The sequence below is a fragment of the Roseivirga sp. UBA1976 genome, from assembly GCF_002336325.1.
Taxonomy (GTDB): domain Bacteria; phylum Bacteroidota; class Bacteroidia; order Cytophagales; family Cyclobacteriaceae; genus Roseivirga; species Roseivirga thermotolerans.
In genome coordinates, this window is sequence record NZ_DDDQ01000157.1 from 1 (window position 1) to 21,043 (window position 21,043).

At 43.3% G+C, this 21,043-nt stretch carries 18 protein-coding genes and 1 tRNA gene; 6 read left to right on the plus strand and 13 right to left on the minus strand.

What is annotated here, in order from left to right; all coding sequences use genetic code 11:
• From B3763_RS15865 to B3763_RS15880, 4 genes are all read right to left on the minus strand, one after another.
• A partial coding sequence (locus tag B3763_RS15865) for a radical SAM protein (protein ID WP_286747730.1) occupies window positions 1–477 on the minus strand: 477 nt, incomplete at its 3' end.
• 3 nt (window positions 478–480) lie between these two features.
• Window positions 481–816, minus strand: a complete 336-nt coding sequence (locus B3763_RS15870; protein WP_189630398.1) for an arsenosugar biosynthesis-associated peroxidase-like protein — start codon at window positions 814–816, stop codon at window positions 481–483.
• Between the two features lie 222 nt (window positions 817–1,038).
• Window positions 1,039–1,992 (minus strand): AraC family transcriptional regulator, encoded by a 954-nt coding sequence (locus B3763_RS15875; RefSeq protein ID WP_286747733.1) that lies wholly within the window; start codon window positions 1,990–1,992, stop codon window positions 1,039–1,041.
• Window positions 1,993–2,234: 242 nt separating this feature from the next.
• A tRNA-Arg gene (locus tag B3763_RS15880) sits at window positions 2,235–2,311 on the minus strand.
• Between the two features lie 129 nt (window positions 2,312–2,440).
• Between B3763_RS15880 and B3763_RS15885 the strand changes: the two genes are divergently transcribed.
• Window positions 2,441–3,148, plus strand: coding sequence for an outer membrane beta-barrel protein (locus tag B3763_RS15885; protein ID WP_189630396.1), 708 nt, complete (start codon window positions 2,441–2,443; stop codon window positions 3,146–3,148).
• 56 nt (window positions 3,149–3,204) lie between these two features.
• On the opposite strand, the gene B3763_RS15890 is transcribed toward B3763_RS15885, so the two are convergent.
• From B3763_RS15890 to rpoN, 3 genes are read right to left on the minus strand one after another with little or no spacing between them, the layout of a single operon-like run.
• Entirely contained in the window at window positions 3,205–3,984 is a 780-nt protein-coding gene (locus tag B3763_RS15890) for an enoyl-CoA hydratase-related protein (RefSeq protein WP_189630395.1), read from the minus strand.
• Window positions 3,985–3,987: 3 nt separating this feature from the next.
• The gene (locus B3763_RS15895; protein ID WP_286747736.1) at window positions 3,988–4,605 is read right to left on the minus strand and encodes a PA-phosphatase; all 618 of its coding nucleotides are present in this window, start codon (window positions 4,603–4,605) and stop codon (window positions 3,988–3,990) included.
• A 1-nt stretch (window position 4,606) separates the two neighbouring features.
• Complete coding sequence (rpoN, locus tag B3763_RS15900) at window positions 4,607–6,076, minus strand: RNA polymerase factor sigma-54 (RefSeq protein WP_189630393.1); 1,470 nt, start codon at window positions 6,074–6,076, stop codon at window positions 4,607–4,609.
• Between the two features lie 254 nt (window positions 6,077–6,330).
• Here rpoN and asnS point away from each other — a divergent pair, with 254 nt between their 5' ends.
• Complete coding sequence (gene asnS / locus B3763_RS15905) at window positions 6,331–7,779, plus strand: asparagine--tRNA ligase (protein ID WP_286747737.1); 1,449 nt, start codon at window positions 6,331–6,333, stop codon at window positions 7,777–7,779.
• A 73-nt stretch (window positions 7,780–7,852) separates the two neighbouring features.
• Here the strand turns inward: asnS and B3763_RS15910 are convergent, their stop codons facing one another.
• From B3763_RS15910 to B3763_RS15920, 3 genes are all read right to left on the minus strand, one after another.
• Window positions 7,853–8,233: a T9SS type A sorting domain-containing protein gene (locus B3763_RS15910; protein ID WP_189630391.1), complete on the minus strand. Its 381-nt coding sequence runs from the start codon at window positions 8,231–8,233 to the stop codon at window positions 7,853–7,855.
• Between the two features lie 72 nt (window positions 8,234–8,305).
• Window positions 8,306–9,787, minus strand: a complete 1,482-nt coding sequence (locus B3763_RS15915; RefSeq protein ID WP_286747743.1) for an NAD(P)H-hydrate dehydratase — start codon at window positions 9,785–9,787, stop codon at window positions 8,306–8,308.
• Complete coding sequence (locus B3763_RS15920; protein ID WP_189630389.1) at window positions 9,787–10,719, minus strand: helix-hairpin-helix domain-containing protein; 933 nt, start codon at window positions 10,717–10,719, stop codon at window positions 9,787–9,789. The genes B3763_RS15915 and B3763_RS15920 overlap by 1 nt, the downstream gene beginning before the upstream one ends.
• Before the next feature lie 182 nt (window positions 10,720–10,901).
• Here B3763_RS15920 and hemA point away from each other — a divergent pair, with 182 nt between their 5' ends.
• Together hemA and B3763_RS15930 are read left to right on the plus strand one after the other, a co-directional pair.
• On the plus strand, window positions 10,902–12,164 hold the full coding sequence (gene hemA / locus B3763_RS15925; protein ID WP_286747746.1) for a glutamyl-tRNA reductase: 1,263 nt from the start codon (window positions 10,902–10,904) through the stop codon (window positions 12,162–12,164).
• A gap of 70 nt (window positions 12,165–12,234) precedes the next feature.
• Entirely contained in the window at window positions 12,235–14,445 is a 2,211-nt protein-coding gene (locus B3763_RS15930; protein WP_286747748.1) for a WG repeat-containing protein, read from the plus strand.
• A gap of 368 nt (window positions 14,446–14,813) precedes the next feature.
• Here B3763_RS15930 and floA read toward each other — a convergent pair whose 3' ends face one another.
• From floA to proS, 3 genes are read right to left on the minus strand one after another with little or no spacing between them, the layout of a single operon-like run.
• A complete protein-coding gene (gene floA, locus B3763_RS15935; protein WP_189630386.1) occupies window positions 14,814–15,827 on the minus strand; it encodes a flotillin-like protein FloA in 1,014 nt (337 codons plus the stop codon).
• The gene (locus tag B3763_RS15940; protein WP_286747750.1) at window positions 15,827–16,303 is read right to left on the minus strand and encodes an NfeD family protein; all 477 of its coding nucleotides are present in this window, start codon (window positions 16,301–16,303) and stop codon (window positions 15,827–15,829) included. The genes floA and B3763_RS15940 overlap by 1 nt, the downstream gene beginning before the upstream one ends.
• A gap of 48 nt (window positions 16,304–16,351) precedes the next feature.
• On the minus strand, window positions 16,352–17,830 hold the full coding sequence (gene proS / locus B3763_RS15945) for a proline--tRNA ligase (protein WP_286747751.1): 1,479 nt from the start codon (window positions 17,828–17,830) through the stop codon (window positions 16,352–16,354).
• 128 nt (window positions 17,831–17,958) lie between these two features.
• Between proS and B3763_RS15950 the strand changes: the two genes are divergently transcribed.
• The gene (locus B3763_RS15950) at window positions 17,959–19,482 is read left to right on the plus strand and encodes a hypothetical protein (RefSeq protein WP_286747753.1); all 1,524 of its coding nucleotides are present in this window, start codon (window positions 17,959–17,961) and stop codon (window positions 19,480–19,482) included.
• A 22-nt stretch (window positions 19,483–19,504) separates the two neighbouring features.
• Window positions 19,505–21,034, plus strand: coding sequence for an OmpP1/FadL family transporter (locus tag B3763_RS15955; RefSeq protein WP_286747755.1), 1,530 nt, complete (start codon window positions 19,505–19,507; stop codon window positions 21,032–21,034).
• The last annotated feature ends 9 nt before the right edge of the window (window positions 21,035–21,043 follow it).

A 21,043-nucleotide genomic window follows, 5' to 3' on the forward strand; every position in this document is an offset into this window, starting at 1 on the left:
AGAAACTACATTCACTTTGTGTCGCCTGAAAAACTCTGGTAAATCATGGTACTTAGGATTGGCCAATATAATGGTAAGGTTACACCGTACAATTATCTCTATATTTCTCTCAGAAAGCTGCTCTACAAACCACCTGAAGTCAGGATTCATTTCCGGGGCACCACCGGTAAGGTCCACTGTTTTAACCGGCATACCTTCAAGCGCATCGATAATCTGCTGCATGGTTTGGCGGGTCATAATCTCCTTTCGGTCAGGCCCGGCATCTACATGGCAATGTTTACATACCTGGTTACACATTTTACCCACATTGACCTGAAACACATCTATACCCGTAGGCCTAAGACTATGAACCCCCGATTCGTTCAGCTTTTGCTCAAAACTGGGGATACCAATTTTCTGATGATCGCTTAATATTTTTATCTGCTCTTGCGGAGAAGACAACCAGTGATTTGCTCTTTTGAGAGTGGCTAAAGACATAGATTACATTAATTTTTCTTTCATTTTATTCATCATTTGTACACCATGCACCAATGATGCTCCGCCCCTAATGGCTGCGGCTACATGTACAGCTTCCATCATTTGCTCTTCATCCGCTCCTTTTTTCATACTGGCATCGGTATAAGCATCTATACAGTATGGACACTGAATGGCGTGCGATACTGCCAGAGCAATAAGGGATTTTTCGCGAGCTGAAAGAGCCCCGGGCTTAAACACAGCTCCGTACCAATCGAAGAACTTGTCTCCCATTTCTTTCTGAAACTCGGTGATGTCTCCAAACTTTTTGAGGTCTTCTGAATTATAATAGGTCTTTGACATAGGTTAATAAGTAAACATTCTGAAAATGGACTGTACCTAAGCTTGGCTTCCTGCACATACGAAGTTAATCGGCCATGCAGATTTAAGCCGCTTTGGCACTCCAAATGAAACAGAATGCCTCGAAGAAACAAATGATAGAAAGAATGAATCCCGGAATACACCGGGATTTAAAGCTTCTGTCGGCTGACATACAAAACCACAAAAAGAAGCTTATGTTCAGTATCAGGCAGAAATAGCATAGGCACTCACCTGCTGATTGCGGTAAGCCGAGGGGGTTAAGCCTGTGTAACTGGCAAATAGTCGGGTAAAAGAGCTTACATCTTTAAAACCTACCTCATTGCAAATAGCTTGTACATTGCTTTCTCTATGACGAAGCAACCATTTGGAACGCTCCATGCGCAATGCGGTCACAAACTTTTTAGGGGTTATTCCAAAAGTCTTCTTAAATGCTCTGTGAAAATGATAAGGACTAAGACAAGCTACTCTCGATAGCTCATTGAGGTTTATTTCTTCGCAATAATGAGCCTGAATGTAGTCTCTGGCAATAGAAAGCCGCTTGTACAACTCCACTTTAGTCGACTGCTTTACAATATTCTGATTTTCAAAGTGGGTGAGTTGAGAAGAACAGTCGGCAAAGACCATTTCCAGAATTCGATTGAAGATTGAGTAATCGTCTATTTCATCGATTGAAAGATAAAGTTTGGCGTGAATAATATCGCGAATCACGGGCCGCACCTCTTCATCTACAAAAAAGGTGTGCAACGGAAATTCGGGCACAGAACCTACTAAGTCGTAGATACCGTTTTGGCTTATCAACTCATCTTCACTGTTCATATGAAAGTTCACAAAGTCTTTGACAAAAGACTCGTTGAAACAGAACGCCAACATAGTGACATCCTCATTGTTCTGGGCTCTAACCGTGTAATTAGTACCCGCATTCATTACCAAAAACTGCTGCTGATTGACCTGGAGCAGCTTATCTTCAATGAGATACTCCTGTGTGCCGCTTATTCCAAACCGCACAGAAAACCTCGTTTTCTGGTTTTCGCCATACAGATTGCTGGAGCTAAAAAGGGCAAAACCATTATTGATTCCTTCCATTTCTCCATTATCCGACTTCCAATAAATCTGACCACCCATCTTGTGGATGGTGTGTTGACCTTTATATGCTATCATTTTTTTGACCTTTAACCTGAATGTAATACTTGAGCAAATTATCACTCAATCTATTTATGTAAGTGGTAACATAAATAGAGCCGATGGTATATTCTCTGACAGAAATCAGGCACAACACCTAACCAAGCGTATTTCTTCTGTGACATGGCTCAGACACACTTAGAAGACAATTAGGTGGAATTGGGAGTAAAAAAACAGGATGATGCGGCCATAAAAAAAGCCCCCAAAAGTTGGGGGCTTTTTGGTGACCTCGCCAGGATTCAAACCTGGAACCTCCTGAGCCGTAATCAGGTGCTCTATTCAGTTAAGCTACGAGGCCGTACAATGACTTTGGTTAAAGTCCGTTAAAATAGGCTGCAAAGGTATGTAATTCTTTTTCTTTGCAAAAGAGCACTATTATAACTTTTAAAAAATACTAACTTTGCCACCGCTCAAATCGAGACATTCTATGAAAAAATTTGCGTTAGCCATCGTTGTTTTGTTCATGTTGGGAAATGTTGCCAAGGCACAAAGACCAGACCTTCCCGGAGCATTGATTATTGATGTTGGGGTAAACAATTGGACCGATGCGCCTGACAATCTGAGACTTAATAATTTTGAGTCAAAAACGGTAAACATCACTTACTATTACGACCTTCCCATAGGCAACAGTAAATTCACTTTTACTCCCGGACTAGGTTTAGGCCTCGAAAAATTTTCTTTAAAAGATAACTATACATTGACCAGTTCACTCGACAATACGGGCAACCTGGTGGTGGCCCCTGCCCAATTGACTAATCAACTAAGCAATGTATTCGAATTTGGTAAATCTAAATTCGCTGCCAACTACGTAGACATTCCTCTAGAAATACGATTCTATAAGCGCAAAAACCAATACTCAAGAGGCTTCAGAGCTGCACTTGGTGGCAAAGTGGGCATGTTGTATTCTTCATTTACCAAATACAAGTGGGAAGATACCACCGGTGAAAACCACATGGTAAAGAACAGAGCTGACTATGGTCTAACTCGTTTTAGATACGGTGTTCAGGGAAGAGTAGGCTTTGGTGGCTTTAGCCTCTTTGGCTATTATGAGCTGTCCGATAAGTTTGATGTAGCACCTGCCGGAGGAGAAAATACCCGAAACTTCACCTTTGGAGTTTCTCTGACAGGTTTCTAATAAAAAAGGCACCCACAGGTTAGTGTGGGTGCCTCAGGTTCTTCTAAAACAATTTTTTACTTGCCCAGAAAGTTGGGCTTTCTTTTTTCCAGGAAAGCCTGAACGCCTTCCGTATAATCGTGCGAGGCTCCTGCAATGTCTTGCATATATGCTTCGTACTCCAGCATTTCTGAAAGTGTAGCGTTTTGCGATTTGTTAAGCATAGCCTTCATAAGACCAATGGCCTTTGTGGGGGCAGCTGCATAATAGTCGGTGTAGGTTTTCACCGCACTGTCCAGCTCATCATCGGCAACACATTTATTAATTAGCCCCATGGCTTCGGCCTCTTTTGCTCCAACACGTGTACCCATAGTGGCCAACTCAAAGGCTTTGGCCGAACCTACCAACCGAGGAAGAAAGTAAGACGAGCCTGAGTCTAGTACCAAACCGATATTCACAAATACTTCTATAAGCTTGGCACTTTCGGCCGCCACAATCAGATCACATGCTAAAGCAAACGAACAACCGGCACCGGCCGCCACACCATTTAACCTACAAATTACCGGCTTGGGCATATTGCGAATGGCCTGTATAATGGGGTTATAGCGCTTATGCAGTGAATCTGAAAAAGACCTGTTTGGCTCTTTCGATGAGGCTTTCAGGTCTTGCCCACTACAGAAAGCCTTCCCCTCACCGGTTAACACCAGAACCCTTACCTCATCATTTTTCTTAGCGCTTTTTAGGGCGTCCTGTAACTCAAAGGTAATCTCGTTATTCAGTGCGTTGTACACTTCCGGCCTGTTCAACGTTATGGTGGCCACACCATTGGCAATTGTGTATTTAATAAATTCGTACATAGTCTACAGAAATAAGGATATGGAACCAAAACACACCCCAAAGCCCAGCATTGCTCCGGCCAAAACTTCTCTGGGTGTGTGAGCATTCAAATATAAACGAGCCCAAGATACCAGGCCACAAAGCAAGAGACTAACCAAGAGCACCGGAAAGAGTTCATGCGTACTTGGATAGGCTCTCTGAAGCGCCAAAACAAACCCCAGCCAACCAAAAACCCCGGCAGCATGAGCACTAATTTTCCAACGAAAGGTAATTCCATTGGTAGCCACCACTACCACCGTTATGGCTAAGAATGCCAGATTCAGCAATGGAGTCATCCAGCCTTGCCCTTCTATCATAAAAGTTACAATGAGGTAGAAAATAGAAATAAACAAGAAAGGCATTAGTCTGTCTCTTCTATTTTTCATGTGTAAGTCCTTTATAACCTTAGTGATTTTAAACATTACCACTGTGAGAGCCGGAATTACAAAAGTGGTGATAAACACCAGCCCTACGACAGTTAGTTTGCCATTATTGGTGAGATTACTACTATCTCTTAAATGAAAAAGTATGGTATAAAAAACCACCGAAGGCATTAGTAGTGGTTGAATCAGGTAGGTTATAAGCTTGGCCGCAAAATTCAAATCAAAGTTCTTTTCTTAGTCGGGCTACAGGAATATTCAATTGTTCTCGGTATTTGGCCACCGTACGTCTGGCAATATTATAGCCTTTGGCCTTCAACGCCTTTTCTAGTTTATCATCTGAAAGAGGCTTTCTCTTATTTTCCTTATCAATAAGCTCTGCCAATATGGTCTTAACCTCTCTGCTACTTACGTCTTCACCACTCATGGTAGAAATACCTTCGCTAAAGAAGTATTTCAGAGGAAATATACCGAAGTCTGTTTGTACGGATTTAGAGTTGGCCACCCTGGAAACGGTAGAAATATCCATCTGAATTTCGTTGGCAATATCTTTCAGAATCATAGGCCTCAACTTGGTCTCATCTCCCTCCAGAAAAAACTCGTACTGATACTTAACAATGGCCTCCATGGTTCTTAGCAGTGTATTTTGTCTTTGCTTTATGGCATCTATAAACCACTTGGCAGCATCTAACTTCTGCTTCACAAAGGTTACCGTTTCTTTGAGTTTCTTATCCTTCTTATCGCTCTTGTCATAGGCACTAAACATCTCGCTGTATGAGCGGCTCACCTTAAGCTCAGGAGCATTTCTGGAATTTAGTGTAAGATCGAGCTTGCCATTATTATTGGTAAGTAAAAAGTCCGGAATGAGGTACTGAGTTTTTACCAATCCACCGGAAACCCCACCTGGTTTTGGATTTAGGCGTGTAATAGAAGATATAGCCTCTTTAAAGAGTTCTTCATCTTCAAGATTGAGCTTCTTAATTATTTTGTCGTAGTGCTTCTTGGTAAATTCATCGAAACAAAGCGAAACAATGTTATAGGCCACCTCAAGCACCCTTTCCATTTCCTCATCTCCCTCGTTGTCCTCTTTCTTTCTGTCCAACTGAATAAGCAAGCACTCCTGTAGATTTCTGGCTCCAATTCCTGGCGGGTCAAACTTTTGAATTTCCAAAAGCAACTCTTCCAGCTCTTCCACATCAGTTTCAATATTCTGAGAAAAGGCAAGGTCATTTACAATAGCCTCTAGCTCTCTACGTATATATCCGTCAGATTCAATACTTCCCAGTAATTGTTTACCTATTCTCTCCTGCCGCTCATCGAGACCAAGAAACCCTAGCTGTGCCTCTAACTGATCATTGAGACTGGCCTGCATAGCAATTGGCATTTCCCGATCTTCATCGTCATTGTAGTTGCCATCGCCTTGCATTTTATATCCGGAATAATCGTCATCTGCCAAATAGTCTTCTACATTCAGTTCATCCGATGAGTTGTCGTCAAAATTATCGTCAAAATCCTCACTCTCCTGCAAGTTTTCAGGTTCTTCTCTCCCCTCTTCCAAAGCCGGGTTTAACTCCAACTCTTCTTCAATTCGCGCATCCAACTCGGCAGTTGGCACCTGCAACAGTTTTATAAACTGAATTTGCTGCGGTGAGAGCTTTTGGCTTAAGGACTGACTTAAACTGAGTTTTTGCATGCGGTAATTTTTTCTGACCTTTCACTCAAAGATAAAGGAAAGACGTTTAGATTGAAGACACAAGCAACACTTTTTAACAAAAATCATGCAATTTTTAAAAATCGGGCATTGCAGCACCCCAGGCTATAAAACTATGCAAAAGCATAGGTCTTTTTAGCCCTCTGTCTCCTCATGTATTTGGCCATGAATAAGTTGTGAATCCCCTTAAAAAATGATTGCTTTGCACTTCTTTTTGAATAGCACAATTCGGAACTATGAAAATGAGGAGAACTAAGATTTCCGCACTACTAAAAAGCACCTCCACTGGAATGGACGTGCATGTTAAAGGTTGGGTACGTACCAAAAGAGGCAATAAACACGTAAACTTTATTGCTTTAAACGATGGTTCAACCATTAACAATATCCAGGTAGTGGCCGATCCGAATACCATACCGGAAAACGTGCTAAAACTTGTAACCACCGGAGCCAGCCTGGCTGTTACCGGGCAATTGGTAGAAAGCCAGGGGTCTGGCCAAGCTGTAGAAATACACGCCAAAACTATAGATGTGCTTGGTGCAGCCGACCCTGAGAAATACCCCTTGCAACCAAAGAAACACTCGTTTGAGTTTTTGCGCGAAATAGCTCACCTGAGACCAAGAACCAACACATTTAGCGCTATCCTGCGCATGCGCCATGCCATGTCTTTTGCTGTGCATCAATTCTTCAACAATAAAGGGTTTAACTACATGCACACCCCTATTATTACGGGCAGCGATGCTGAAGGTGCCGGGGAAATGTTTCGCGTAACCACACTTGATGCCAAAAACCCTCCATTAAAAGAAGATGGCTCTGTAGATTTTAGCGAAGACTTCTTTGGTAAAGAAACCAATCTTACTGTTTCTGGACAATTAGAAGGCGAATTGGGAGCATTGGCACTTGGTGAAATCTACACCTTTGGCCCTACATTTAGAGCCGAAAATTCGAACACCACTCGACACTTGGCCGAATTCTGGATGATTGAGCCTGAAATGGCCTTCTATGACCTGGAAGATAACATGGATCTGGCCGAAGAATTTTTGAAGTATCTGGTTCAGTACGCCCTTGATCATTGTGCAGACGACCTGGCCTTTCTGGAAAAAAGGCTTCTTGATGAAGAGAAAAACAAACCTGCTAACGAGCGAAGTGCCATGAGCCTTACCGACAAACTGCGGTTTGTTGTAGAGAATAAATTTGAAAGAGTTTCTTATACCGAAGCAATTGATATACTCAGAAACTCTAACCCCAATAAAAAGAAGAAATTTCAATACCCCATTGAAGGCTGGGGCACCGACCTCCAGTCTGAACATGAACGCTACCTTGTAGAGAAGCATTTTCAGAAGCCGGTTATTCTTTCGGATTACCCAAAGGAAATTAAAGCCTTTTATATGCGGATGAATGACGATAACAAAACGGTAGCCGCCATGGACATACTTTTTCCGGGCATAGGCGAAATTGTTGGAGGTTCACAGCGTGAAGAACGACTGGATATACTTAGTGCACGAATGACGGAAATGGGGATTCCGCACGAGGAAATGGACTGGTACCTCGATACCAGAAGGTTCGGAACTGTACCCCACAGTGGCTTTGGCCTGGGCTTTGAACGACTGATGATCTTTGTAACGGGCATGGGTAATATTAGAGATGTAATTCCTTTCCCGCGCACTCCGGGCAACGCAGAATTTTAAGTCTTGCTTACTTCAAAAAAGAAAAGCACGCCAACCGAAGGTTAGCGTGCTTTTATATTTTTTATCAAAGCAACTATTTCTTACTGAATCGGACCGTTTGTTGAAATTTTGACCGATCGTCTCGTACAATCACCAAATAATACCCTCTGGGAAAAGACTGTACATCAACCTTGTACTTTTTAGGTCCATTATCCTCTACTACCGCAGTCATCTTACTTCCTATGATGCTTCGAATCTCGAATTGAGGCTTCTCCAAATCTAGCTTGGTAAGATCAATGTTCAGAAAATCGGATGTTGGATTAGGGAAAATTCCAACTTTCACCTTTTCGTTGGGGTTGGTTGAAGTTGCTCCAGCCAAAGCCTTAGACTGTGCAGAAGCAGAATATGCAAGCAGCACCAGCGCCAACGTAAGCAGCCATTTGAAAAGCGATATGTGATGGTTGAAGACCCTCATTATTTAGTTAGACCCTTATTAAGTGTTTAAGGTTTAGATAAATGTAAGTTTTTTTTCAATAAATCACATGTTCTAAACGTTAAGATTCGATTTCGGTAAGAATTCCAGCAAATCTGATGCCATCAATGACAGTTTTCCTACATTTTTTGCCGCCTCATCTCCGGCCTTACCATGCCAGTAAACAGCCAGCTGAGCCGCCTCCAGTGGGCTGAGGCCCTGTGCGAGTAAACCACTAATTACTCCGGCCAGCACATCGCCACTACCTGCTGTAGCCATTCCCGGATTACCAGTGGAGTTGAAATAAACATTACCGTTTGGCGCAACAATTGCTGTGTGGGTTCCCTTTAGTACTATAATCCATTCTCTCCTCATGGCCTGTTGCCTGGCCGTCTCTATACGGCCCAAACCATGCGAGTGTTCTCCGAACAACCGGTGAAACTCACCCACATGAGGAGTAATTATGGTATTGACAGGAAGCATATCTGCTAGCTCACTATGTTCTGAAAGTATATTTAAACCGTCAGCATCAATTACCAGTGGCCCTGAATATGACTCCAGCAATCCCCTCAAAGCCTCTACCGTAGCGATGTGTGTACCTACCCCCGGACCAAAGCAAACCACGTTGGTCTTATCAAGAATTCCTGACGAACTAATGTGCGCATAGTCATCATCCAGAGTGAGCATGGCTTCGGGTAAACTGGTCTGAAGTATTGCCATTGCGCATTGTGGCGCATGCAAAGTTAGAAGACCCGCCCCGGCTCGCATGGCTCCCTTGGCGCACAAATAGGCAGCCCCTATTTTCCCTAAACTACCGGCAAACACCTGCACATGACCAAAGTTTCCTTTATGCTGAAATTTATACCGTTGAGGAAAAAGCTTTTCCACTGCTTTTGTGATGTAGTGGTAATGACCTCCTAACTGCTCAACAAAAGCCCTGTGTAGCCCTATATCTACTATTTTCAACTCTCCCGCGTAGATTCCACTTTCAGGCAGAAGCATACTAAGCTTGGGGCATTGGAAAGTGATGGTCATATCTGCCCTCACTATCTCACCTTCGCTATTTACTTCATCAGCAAACAAACCGGAAGGAATGTCTACCGAGATACGCATGGCCGAACTCCGGTTAAGCTGTTCTATTACCTTAGCCAAACCGCCAGTAACGGGCCGGTTGAGGCCGGAGCCGAATATAGCATCAATAAGCACATCCGTTTTGGGAGCACTGAAGTCTTCCGGAGAAACTACCTGCACCACATCACTCAACTTAGCCAGGTTTTTCTCACAATCCTCACTAAGCTTACCTTGCCATTGAAGCAACACAGGCTTCACCTGATATCCTTTGTTTCGTAAAAGGCGGGCAATAGCCAATCCGTCACCGCCATTATTTCCCATACCTGCCACTACGGTAATGGTCTGCTCCATCGAAACATGTGTACAGAATTCATCGACAAAGGCCTGAGAAGCCCTTTCCATTAAGGCCCATGAAGTAATTGGCTCATGCTTTATAGTATAGGCGTCTGCCTGTCGAATTTGGCTGGCACTTAGAATTTTGAGCATTAGAACTTAATATATGGTATTAGCTTCATCCGGGTAGAAGAGTCTAGTAAACTAAGCCTTCTCAAGTCTTCCGGAGTTTTGAATTTACCATATTTGCTCTTGGTCATCAATATTTCTTTAGTCAGTTCATAGCTTATGTAAGGATGACTGTTAAGTTGTTTGAAGGTGGCTATATTGATAGGAACCGCTTTAAGCGTTACCGAGTCGGCTACATGCAAAAAGCTTCTGATTTGTAGATAGAGACTGTCGCTCATACCATATAAATCAGCCAGTTGCTCCACGGAATGAAACCCTCCCAATGCTTCTCTGAACTTTATCATGCGACCAGCATAACCCGGGCCAATGCCATGTAGTTGTTGAAAATCAGCCGAATCAGCCTTATTGATATCAATCATAAGCCCCGGCTCTTCAAACCGACTTACCTGCTCCACCCATCGGGCGCTTTCGTTTCTCTTTTGGCTCTCTGACTTCCTAACGACAGCCTTCTTCTGTATTCCAATTGGTTGCCTGGGTAAATCAATAAATGGTTCTAACACCAAAAAAAGCGAATCGGGGAAGTCATAAATCTTTGAAAGGTCATCTCTTACTCTAAAGAACCCTCCTCCATTTCTGTATCGCTCAATACGTTGAGCCAAAAAGCGAGGAATACCCACGGCCACCAAGTCATCTACAGAGGCTTGGTTGGGATCAAATTTTTTCAGTTCTACCTCTGGTTTAACCATGGTATCCCGAAAAGCCTCAATCTGAGTTAAAAGACTATCTAGCTTTAAACGATCAGCCTGATTATCATAAGTCCTACCTGAAAAGCGGATATAGACCCTTGGAGCAACGAGACAACAACCTATCAGGACAAACAAAACCACTGTTCCTTTTGCCTCTGTTTTACTGAAACTTATAAGCCTGAAAAAGAGTTGTTTAGCACGATTGATCATGCTGGTGTTTATTTAATTGCGTGCTTTAAGATAAAAAATTCTTAATTTAGGAATATTATAATACGAATACTTTGTTAAGTAGAATGATTCTAAATAGCAAACACTGATATTGATCACTTTTTTAACGGGAGAGTAGGGTTTATTTTTGCACAGCGTATTAGAAGAGGTAGGCGCAAATTAGAATGAGAGAGGGTTTTAAAGTTCTTAGTTTATCGTATAAAAAAGCACCGGTAGAAATACGTGAAGTGCTCTCGATAGATGATGCTCTAGCCAAAGAGTTTTTGGAAGAGTTCGTTCAAGTTGCTGAGGTGAGCGACCTTATGGTGCTATCTACCTGCAACCGCACTGAGATTTACTACAGCCACTCTCATAACCTTTCGAACGAACTGATCGGTTTTCTGTGCGCGAAAAAAGGGTTAACCAACTCATCTCAATACGCTCAATACTTCGATAGTATTGACAAATCGGAAGATGCTGCTCAATATTTATTTAGGGTTTCTCTTGGCTTGGAAGCCCAGGTTGTAGGCGACCTTCAGATCATCAATCAGATAAAAAGAGCCTACCAAATGGCGGCCGATGCCAATACAGCCGGGCCATACCTGCACCGGTTACTGCACACCATATTTTTTGCCAATAAACGAGTAGTGCAAGAAACAGCCTTTAGAGATGGTGCTGCCAGTGTTTCTTACGCAACCGCTGAGCTTATAAAAACCCTTGCTCAAGGATTTGTAGATGCTAAAATCCTCGTAATTGGTTTAGGCGAGATTGGCGAAGACCTGGCGAAAAACCTAATGGGTTCCGCATTTGAAATTACTCTTACCAACCGCAGCACTGATAAACTCAATGAAGTTACCCTGCAATGTGGCTTTGGCAAAACGGAGTTTGAAGGCATAAAGAACAAACTGGCCGAGTATGACATTGTTGTTTCAAGCCTGCCCATAAAAGATTTTATAGACCTTAACGACCTGGAAGTATTGCCTGAGAATGGCCTGAAATACTTTATCGATTTGAGTATACCTCGCTCCATTTCACCGGCCGTGGAATCCATTAAGGGGGTGAGTCTGTACAATATTGATGAAATCAACGACAAGACTTCTCAGGCGGTACAAAAAAGAATAGATGCCATACCCCAGGTAGAAGCTATTATAGCCCAATCTATGACCGAATTTCTGGATTGGTCTCGTGAAATGGAGGTTTCACCTACCATACATAAACTTAAAAAAGCGCTTGAAGACATCCGTCAGGAAGAACTCAAAAAGCACCTTAAGAACGCCAGCCCGGAAGTAGAAGCCTTTGCCGATAAGTTTTCTAAGAGCATTACAAACAAGATTATGAAGCTTCCGGTACTGCAATTAAAGGCTGCTTGTCAGCGTGGAGAGGCAGAAACGCTCATTGATGTCCTCAACGACCTTTTCAACCTGGAAAAAGATCCGGTAAAACAATAGTTCCTTTTATTGCATAAGCCTTTACTATAAAAGCTTTTTTTCTCAGCTTTCGGGTTGGTAGGTCACTTCTATGGTTATTCGAGGCTTCGTTTTCTTAATTCTTTTTTTTGGCCCATGGCAAGCCGCAGCCAATCAGTATGAACCCTTTACCGAAAACGGAAAAGTGGGCCTCAAGGAGTCGGCTACACAAGCGGTAATAATTCCCCCTACCTACGAAGCGCTTGGCTGGTCAAACCATACCTTTCAGGTAATTGATGGAGTGCTTGGGGCGAGAAAAAACGAAAAGTGGGCTCTTATCAATACGGATGGTTCTAAAGTCACACAGCATCTCTACCAAGACCTTTTCCCAACCCCCAAGGGTCATATTATAGTTTCACAAAAAGCTCAGCACAGCATTTTAAGGGAGTATGGAGTAATCGATAGTCGTGGGAAAATGATTGTTCCTACGGAGTATAGCAAGCTTACACCCGCTCACGAAGGTCTGATAGCTACTCAGAAAAAAGGTGGACAATACCTAACGGGCTATATCAGTGAAAGAGGAAGCGTCATCATACCAATAGAACACATACAAATCACCCCTATCAATCAATTTCTGGCCGTTTCAAGCAAGGATGGTCTCACGGCTATTTTTAATGATAAAGGTAAAAGGCTCACTCATTTCGACTACAATAGAATAGAGGTTCTCGGAACCAACTATTTTAAAGTCTCCAGATATAATCATTTTGGATTACTCAATAATAACCTTGAGGCCGTAGTGCCAATGGATTACTCGCGAATCGACATAGAGGACAATCATATTGTAGCCTCCACCTACCCTCAGTGGGACGAGTATTCCTCAGAGGGCTTTACGAGATCGCACTTTTTCAACACGATTGAGGTGCTAAGCAATGGGCACTTTGTGTCTAAGTCTCATATCGATGTAGGGTTACTCGATCGGGCAGCCAATTATCTCAGTTTTAGTGATGATCAAGAATTAATAAAAGCCGGAAGGCACGGCTATGTTACCAGGAACAAAAATGACAATCGTCTAAATGTTTATGACGTCAATGGTAAGTCATTATTCCGTGATTCGTTTGAGGAAGTGCAGCTTTATGACGAAGTATTTTTCGGAAAAATAAGCCAGGCCGATGGACACAACTGGTCTGTTTTTGACTATAGGGGTAAAAAAATCAATTTATTCAACTACCAATCCATCGTTTCTTTGAACAATGGCTACTTTCAAGCCCAAAGGAATGATAAAATAGGCCTTCTAGGCTCAAACGGTAAAGAAACAACTCCCTTCCTGTACGATTACCTCTCTGAGTTTACAAGCGACAGAGCCATTGCTTACTATAATGGTAATTATGGAATGATTAACAGTAAGGGTTTGTGGATAATGACTCCCTATTATGACAGTTTAAGATTTATAGACCAGCAGTACGTTTACTATAAACAAGGAACTGAATGGGGACTAGCTGACTGGTATGGAAAACCTATATACAGAGACCAGTCTGATTTCAATTACTCTTCCGGAGCTATTGTAAAAATGAGTCCCGATGGCACCTATAGGTTGTACCAATTCAATGGAACTCCTCTTTTGGAACACCACTACCAAAAGGTAATTTCCATAGACCCCAACACCTTGCTGCTGGAAAGGGACGGTAAGCGCTTCTTTTTTAAACCTACTGACCAAGAGGCTTTTGCGCTGGACACTTCCATTGATTCCTTGGGAAAGCAACTCAACGATTTTATTCCAATTCGGAAAAATGCGCAATGGGGTTTCATTAATACGCGAGCACAACTTACCATAGCCAACCGCTACGAAGAGGTAGGTCAATACAGTGAAGGCTTATTTTCTGTGAAACTCATTGGGAAATGGGGTTTTGTAAATGAAGACGAAACCCTCATTATCCAACCAAATTTTGACCAAGTGGAGGCCTTCAGAAATGGCCTTTCCATTGTTGAAAGTGCAAGCCGTTGGGGAATCATAGACATTAATGGCCAAGCGGTAGTTTCGCTGAACTATGACCTGATCGAAAGAATTGAAGACTACTTTTTATTGTATGCCGATTCAAAAATCGGGCTAGCCTCTGGTGATGGTCAGATCATCAAAAACCCATCATTCGATAGTATTGTACCGTTGTCTAATGGCTATTTTCTGGTGGAGAGACAGGGACTATATGGCGTCATAAATAAATCAGGCAATGATATACTACCCACCATTTACAAATCCATAAAACAGTATGGAGAACTTTTCTTAGGCTTTAAAGGTAGCGAAACCAAGAAATACAAGCTTAACTAGACACTCTTCTCACCGCACGGAGCATTGAGCTACCGCCCCACCATTAAAAGGAATAGCCTCAAAAGAAAAGAGGTCATCTCAAAAGTCTTAAAACTCGCCACAAGGTTCCCTGCTTAAATCGGATGGACTATTGTATTTTCACCAACGCTCCTTATAGGCGCTATGAAAACACAACCTCTAACGCAAGTTGGTTTACTTCAATAGAATCTGAATAAGTAACCTCTAATCACCATTCAGTCCAGAAACCTCGAAGCCACAGGGCCTCCTAATTTTGAAATTCAGATACCCTTATCGGCAGTCTGGCTAGGGGGTGCACTCAACTGACTTATGGGCCACTTCCTTATGTTTTCTTTGTACCGGCTTTTAGACTAGCTTTTGGAACTTCCCCCATCGCTTCTTCGCTTTCCGGCACCTCCCGATTTTTGAGAAGGGTTAGCTATGGATTCTCTCATATCGGTATCGGCTTTTATGTTTTCAAACTTGTAGTAGTCCATTACTCCAAGGTTTCCTGATCTGAATGCCTCAGCGATAGCCTTTGGAATTTCAGCTTCCGCTTCGATTACCTTAGCTCGCGCCTCTTGAGACTTGGCTTTCATCTCTTGTTCGTTGGCAACGGCCATAGCCCTTCTTTCTTCGGCCTTGGCTTCGGCAACTTTTAAATCGGCCTGTGCCTGATCGGTTTGTAGTTGCGCTCCAATATTGGCTCCAACATCCACATCGGCTATATCGATGGAAAGAATTTCAAAAGCCGTTCCGGCATCTAAACCTCTTTGTAGCACCAGCTTCGAAATCTTATCAGGATTTTCTAACACTTCTTTATGGGTTCCTGCAGAACCAATGGATGTCACAATCCCTTCACCTACCCTGGCCAAAATAGTATCTTCTCCAGCACCTCCAACCAATTGTTGGATGTTGGCTCTTACGGTTACCCTGGCAATGGCTATCAACTGAATACCATCGGCCGCAACAGCCGCAACTTTAGGTGTAGTAATTACTTTAGGGTTTACAGAAATCTGTACCGCTTCGAATACATCTCTTCCGGCCAAATCAATGGCTGTCGCTTGTTTAAAAGTAAGGCTTATATTGGCCTTATCGGCAGAAATCAAGGCCTTGATGACAGAAGGGACATTACCTCCCGCCAAGTAGTGGGTTTCCAAATCAGCTGTACTAACTTCGAGCCCGGCTTTAGTTGCAGTAATCATGGATTCCACCACAATTCTAGGCGGAACCTTCCTGATCCGCATAAATACGAGCTCTAGCAGACCAACCCTTACATTCGAGAATTGTGCGGTAATCCACAGATTTACTGGCACAAAGTACAAGAACACGAAGAGTAATATAATACCGCCTATTACGGCTATGAGTACAGTATAATTTTCCATTAACTAGTGGTTATTGTTTCTACTATAATTTTGTTGCCCTCTACTTTGGTAATCTTAATGCTCGATCCGGAAGCTATGTGCTCCCCGCTAGACCTTACCTCATAGGTTTTATGATTAAATTCTCCTTTACCAATTGGTTTTAAATCGGAGAGTGCTATTCCACGCATCTCAATTTGGAGACCTGAATAATAGTCTTCATTCACCTTACTGTTGTTGGCGGTTTTGAGCGAAAATCTATGCCAAGACTTAGATCTAAAACTAAAAACAAGACCGACAATAGAAAGCATTAGGGTACCTGCCAACACCCAATTACCGGTACTGCTTCCAAGACTGGTATAACTGAGATAAATCCCCGTTAAGCATAGGCCTAAGCCAATAAGTCCGAGTATAGTGGTGCCTGGCACAAACAACAGCTCTAAGTAAATTAGAACTAGTCCAACAAGTATTAATAAAAGTACCGAAAGCCAGTCGCCCATGGGTGTTTAACTAAATCACACCAATATACATATAAAATGAAACGGGCTTTAGTAAGCCTTCGCAAAAAGTACTCTTCCCTTAGAGGGTTTTCCGGAGTAGATACAAGCTCCCTCCTCCTGCTTTTGATCCAAAGGAATGCATCGGATTGTGGCTTTGGTTTCTTCCTTAATCTTTTCTTCCGTTTCGGCAGTTCCGTCCCAATGCGCAGAGACAAAGCCTCCCTTGCCTTCCAGTACTTCTTTAAACTCATCATACGAGTTCACCTCTGTAGTATGGCTTTCCCGGAAATTGATCGCCTTTTGGTAAATATTCTTTTGTATATCCTCAAGCAGGCTTTCAACCTTAAGGGCAATGTCTTCAGAAAGATCGAAAGACTGTTTCTCCCCGGTATCTCTTCTGGCTATTTCCAGTGTATTGTTTTCCAAATCGCGAGGGCCTATAGCCAACCGAACAGGCACCCCTTTAAGCTCCCACTCTGCAAATTTAAACCCGGGCTTGTGAGTGTCCCGGCTGTCAAACTTTACACTAATGCCCTTTGCTCTTAGTTTAGACTGAATTTCAGCTACTTTTTCGCTGATTTGAGCCAATTGGTCATCGCCTTTGTAAATAGGAACAATCACCACCTGAATAGGGGCCAATTTTGGAGGCAACACCAAGCCCTGATCGTCTGAATGAGCCATAATAAGCGCTCCCATCAGGCGTGTGCTTACCCCCCAAGACGTTCCCCATACGTATTCCAGCCCCCCCTCTTTAGTGGCAAACTTTACATCAAATGCTTTGGCAAAGTTCTGACCTAAGAAGTGCGAAGTACCAGCCTGCAACGCTTTCCCGTCTTGCATTAAGGCCTCTATACAATAGGTCTCAATGGCACCGGCAAATCGCTCAGCTTCAGACTTCACTCCTTTTACTACTGGCAACGCCATAAACTCCTCGGCAAACTGAGCATAAACATTCATCATTTGTACAGACTCATCAATAGCCTCTTGTTTGGTCGCATGTGCCGTATGTCCTTCCTGCCAAAGAAACTCAGCGGTACGCAAAAAAAGCCTTGTTCGCATCTCCCAACGCACCACATTGGCCCATTGGTTGACCAAAATTGGCAGGTCCCTGTAAGACTGAATCCAGTTTTTATAAGTACTCCAAATGACTGTTTCGGAGGTAGGCCTCACAATTAGCTCTTCTTCTAGTTTCGCTTCCGGATCTACTACCACACCGTTTCCGTTCTCATCGTTCTTAAGTCGGTAATGGGTTACCACAGCACATTCCTTAGCAAATCCCTCCACATGGTCGGCTTCCTTACTTAAATAGGACTTGGGAATAAACAAGGGGAAATAGGCGTTAGTATGCCCTGTTTCTTTAAACATGCGGTCGATTTCCGCTTGCATTTTCTCCCAAATACTAAACCCATAGGGCTTAATAACCATACATCCTCTAACCGGTGAGTTTTCAGCCAGATCGGCCTTCTTCACCAATTCGTTGTACCATAGGGAATAGTCTTCGCTGCGTTTAGGTAAACCTTTGCTCATTTCTTGATAGTTGGTATGATACTTGCTCCTTTACAGGCTGGAAAATATCGGACAAAGATAGAATTTTCAGGTATTTTCTCGACCAAATAAGAGAATTAGACGTTAAGTTTAAACCAGAAAGGATAGCCATGAAAAACTCCAGTTATTTTAAGATTGCATCAACCTTACTGACACTAGCCGTTTTTGCCGGCTGTGCCTCACTTCCTGTTCAACAAGGTGAATATGACGATGTATACTTTACATCGGCCGATAGAACCCAACCTAAGAAGGTTGTATTAAACCCGGAAAGCCAGGCTGACCTGGGTGAAGATGTAATTACTCTGGAGAAAAGCTCAGACGATAAAGTAGATGCTTCGCTCATTGAGAAATACAACAATGGTGAGCCCAAAGAGGTGGTTTATTTTGAAGAATTGGAACCACGGGTATCCAAAGCCTCTGAGCTAAACTATGATGATTTTGTTTGGGACTATAATAATAACCTACTGAAGAATTATGACCTTCCACTTGACTGGGAAGACATGGATGCGGTTACTTTCAACGATATCATCAGAGCCGACTTTCAATTTAGAAATGCCTGGTATGAGCAATACTATCTGGGTAACACCCGGGCTATGGATAGTTATGCAAGCAATCAGAGCATAACTACCAGAAGAAACCCAACGGTCAATTTCAACATAAACTATGGTTTTGGTGCGGGCCTTGGTTGGGGAGCTTTCAATAGTCCTTACTATGTGTCTGGCCTTCCCTGGGGACATCCTTTCTATGGCGAGTTTTATGATCCTTACTTCTGGTCGGTGGGCTACAGACCCTTCTGGTCGAGAAGATTCGTTTCTTACTGGAGTTACGATCCGTTTTGGGATTTTGGATTCTACAACACCGTGGCTTGGGGCGGATACCCTCGTTGGGGCTGGAGAAACGACTACTGGTATTGGAGAAGAAACAACGTTATAATTGTTGATAACGACTACTACCAAAGAAGAAATGACTATACAAGGGGTGGAAGATTACGCTCTACATCAGTATCCAGTGTAAGGGCCGATGCCAACAATGGCACAAGAACCCGGTCGAGCCTTGCGGCTATAGATAACCCAAGAGGGTCACGATCTTCCGTTTCAAGCGGACGTGTATCAAGTAGCTCTAGTAACACTACGGGTGTCAGATCGAGCCGCTCTAGTGTAGACGCTGCTCTGGAAAGAAGTAGCCGTAGAGTGCGTACAGATGCTTACCGCTTCGATAACAACACCAGAGTAAGTAGTTCGGCTTACAGAACCAGTGCTTCTCGTTCAGCCAGAACAGCCGTATCGAACAGAACATATGACGATAGAAGAATAAGCTCCAGCAGGTCTTCTGCCAACTATCGCGTACCAACCTACGGAAGACAGTCTGGCAGTTCGGCCAATACACGAAGCAGAATTTCCTTCGACCGTTCTTCATCGAGAAGTCGTTCTAGCTCCGGTACATTTAGCAGAGGTAGTTCTTCTGGCCGTAGCAGTAGCGGAATTGGTGTTAGAAGTAGTGGAAGCAGTTCTTCCAGATCTTCCGGAGGGTCAGTTCGCAGTAGCGGGTCGAGCTCTGGCAGCCGATCATCCGGTTCGAGCAGCGGCTCTTCGAGATCGTCATCGGGTTCAAGCCGTTCGGGACGAGGCAACTAACAGTAAATCAAAAACTTAAAATATGAAAAGAATATATCAGCTATTTATAGTTGGTCTGGCAGTGGTTTGCCTGAACCAAAATGGTCAAGCACAAATTGAACCGGGAAGCTTTGGCTATTACCAAGATGCACTAAGGTTTTCGCAAACATTGCCCTTTGGTACCTCACGTTTTCAAGGCATTGGCGGAGCAGGGTCTGTACTTGGGGGCGACTTGGGGGCTTCGGCCATTAACCCGGCCGGCCTGGGTTTTTTCAACCGGTCACAGTTTGTCCTGACTCCGAGCCTGAACTTTAAAAAGTTTAACAATGATTTTCTTGGCAACAATGTATTGAATGAAGACACCAAGCTGGAGATCGCCAATTTTGGACTAGCGATAAACTTTAATAAAGGCGATCTGGAGCCTGGGGCATGGCGTGGAGGTACGCTGGCTGTAACTTACAACCGTACGAATAATTTCAACCAGCTCCTTTCCTATTCGGGTCAAAACAACAACAGCTCAATAATTGATGCCATGCTCGACAGGGCAGATGGTTTTTTCCCTGAAGAGCTGGGAGGTATTGAACAGGTTGGGTATGATCATTACCTGATCAATCCGCTGCCCGATGCCGAAGATGTTTATGTATCTTTTGTTCAAGGCTTTCCGCGCCAGAACGAACGCATTCTCAGAAGAGGAAGCACCGATCAGATTAACGTTTCTTTTGGAGGTAATTTTAATGACCAACTGTACCTAGGAGCTGGTTTCGGCTTTGTTTCTTCCGATTACTCTTCGCACCGGGTTTTTACGGAAAACTTTAACGACCCTGCATTATCCAGTTTTCAGGTAGATGAACGACTGGATGTGACTGGTTCAGGGCTCAACGTGAACCTGGGAGTAATTTTCAGACCATCAGACTTGGTACGGTTGGGCGCATCATATACTTCTCCAACCTGGTATAGTTTCAGTGAAGAAAGCGATGCGATTTACCGCTCGGAATACAATAACTATGATGTAGCCAACTTCACTGACGACAATGGGAACAGAATTATTCAGGAAGACACCGTATTGAACTCATTACAAAGTGCTACTAATATTTTCTTTTCTGATTATAGATTGCGTACACCTTCAAAACTGAATTTGGGTGTGGCGTTCTTCATTGGCAAGAGCGGATTTATAACGGCCGATGTGGAGCGTCTAAACTATTCCAATGCCCATATATCTTCAATTGACTTTGACTCGGAGAGTGATAACGGCACCATCAACAATATTTATCAGGCCACCACTAATATCAGGCTTGGAGGTGAGTACAGGTATAACATATTCCGTTTCAGAATGGGGTATGCCTCTATGGGCGATCCGTTTAAAGAATCGTTCGATGGCCTGGATCGCTCACGAACAACGGTTAGTGGAGGCTTTGGCGTAAATGTGGGAAGGTACTTTGTAGATCTGGCCATCTCCCAGACCAATTTCAAAGACTCATTTACTTCATACACCTTTGTTGATGGCAGTGGACCAACGGCTATAACAGAAAGTAAGCTCACCAAAGGGAGCCTCACTTTTGGGTTGAATTTTTAGTGAGCCACT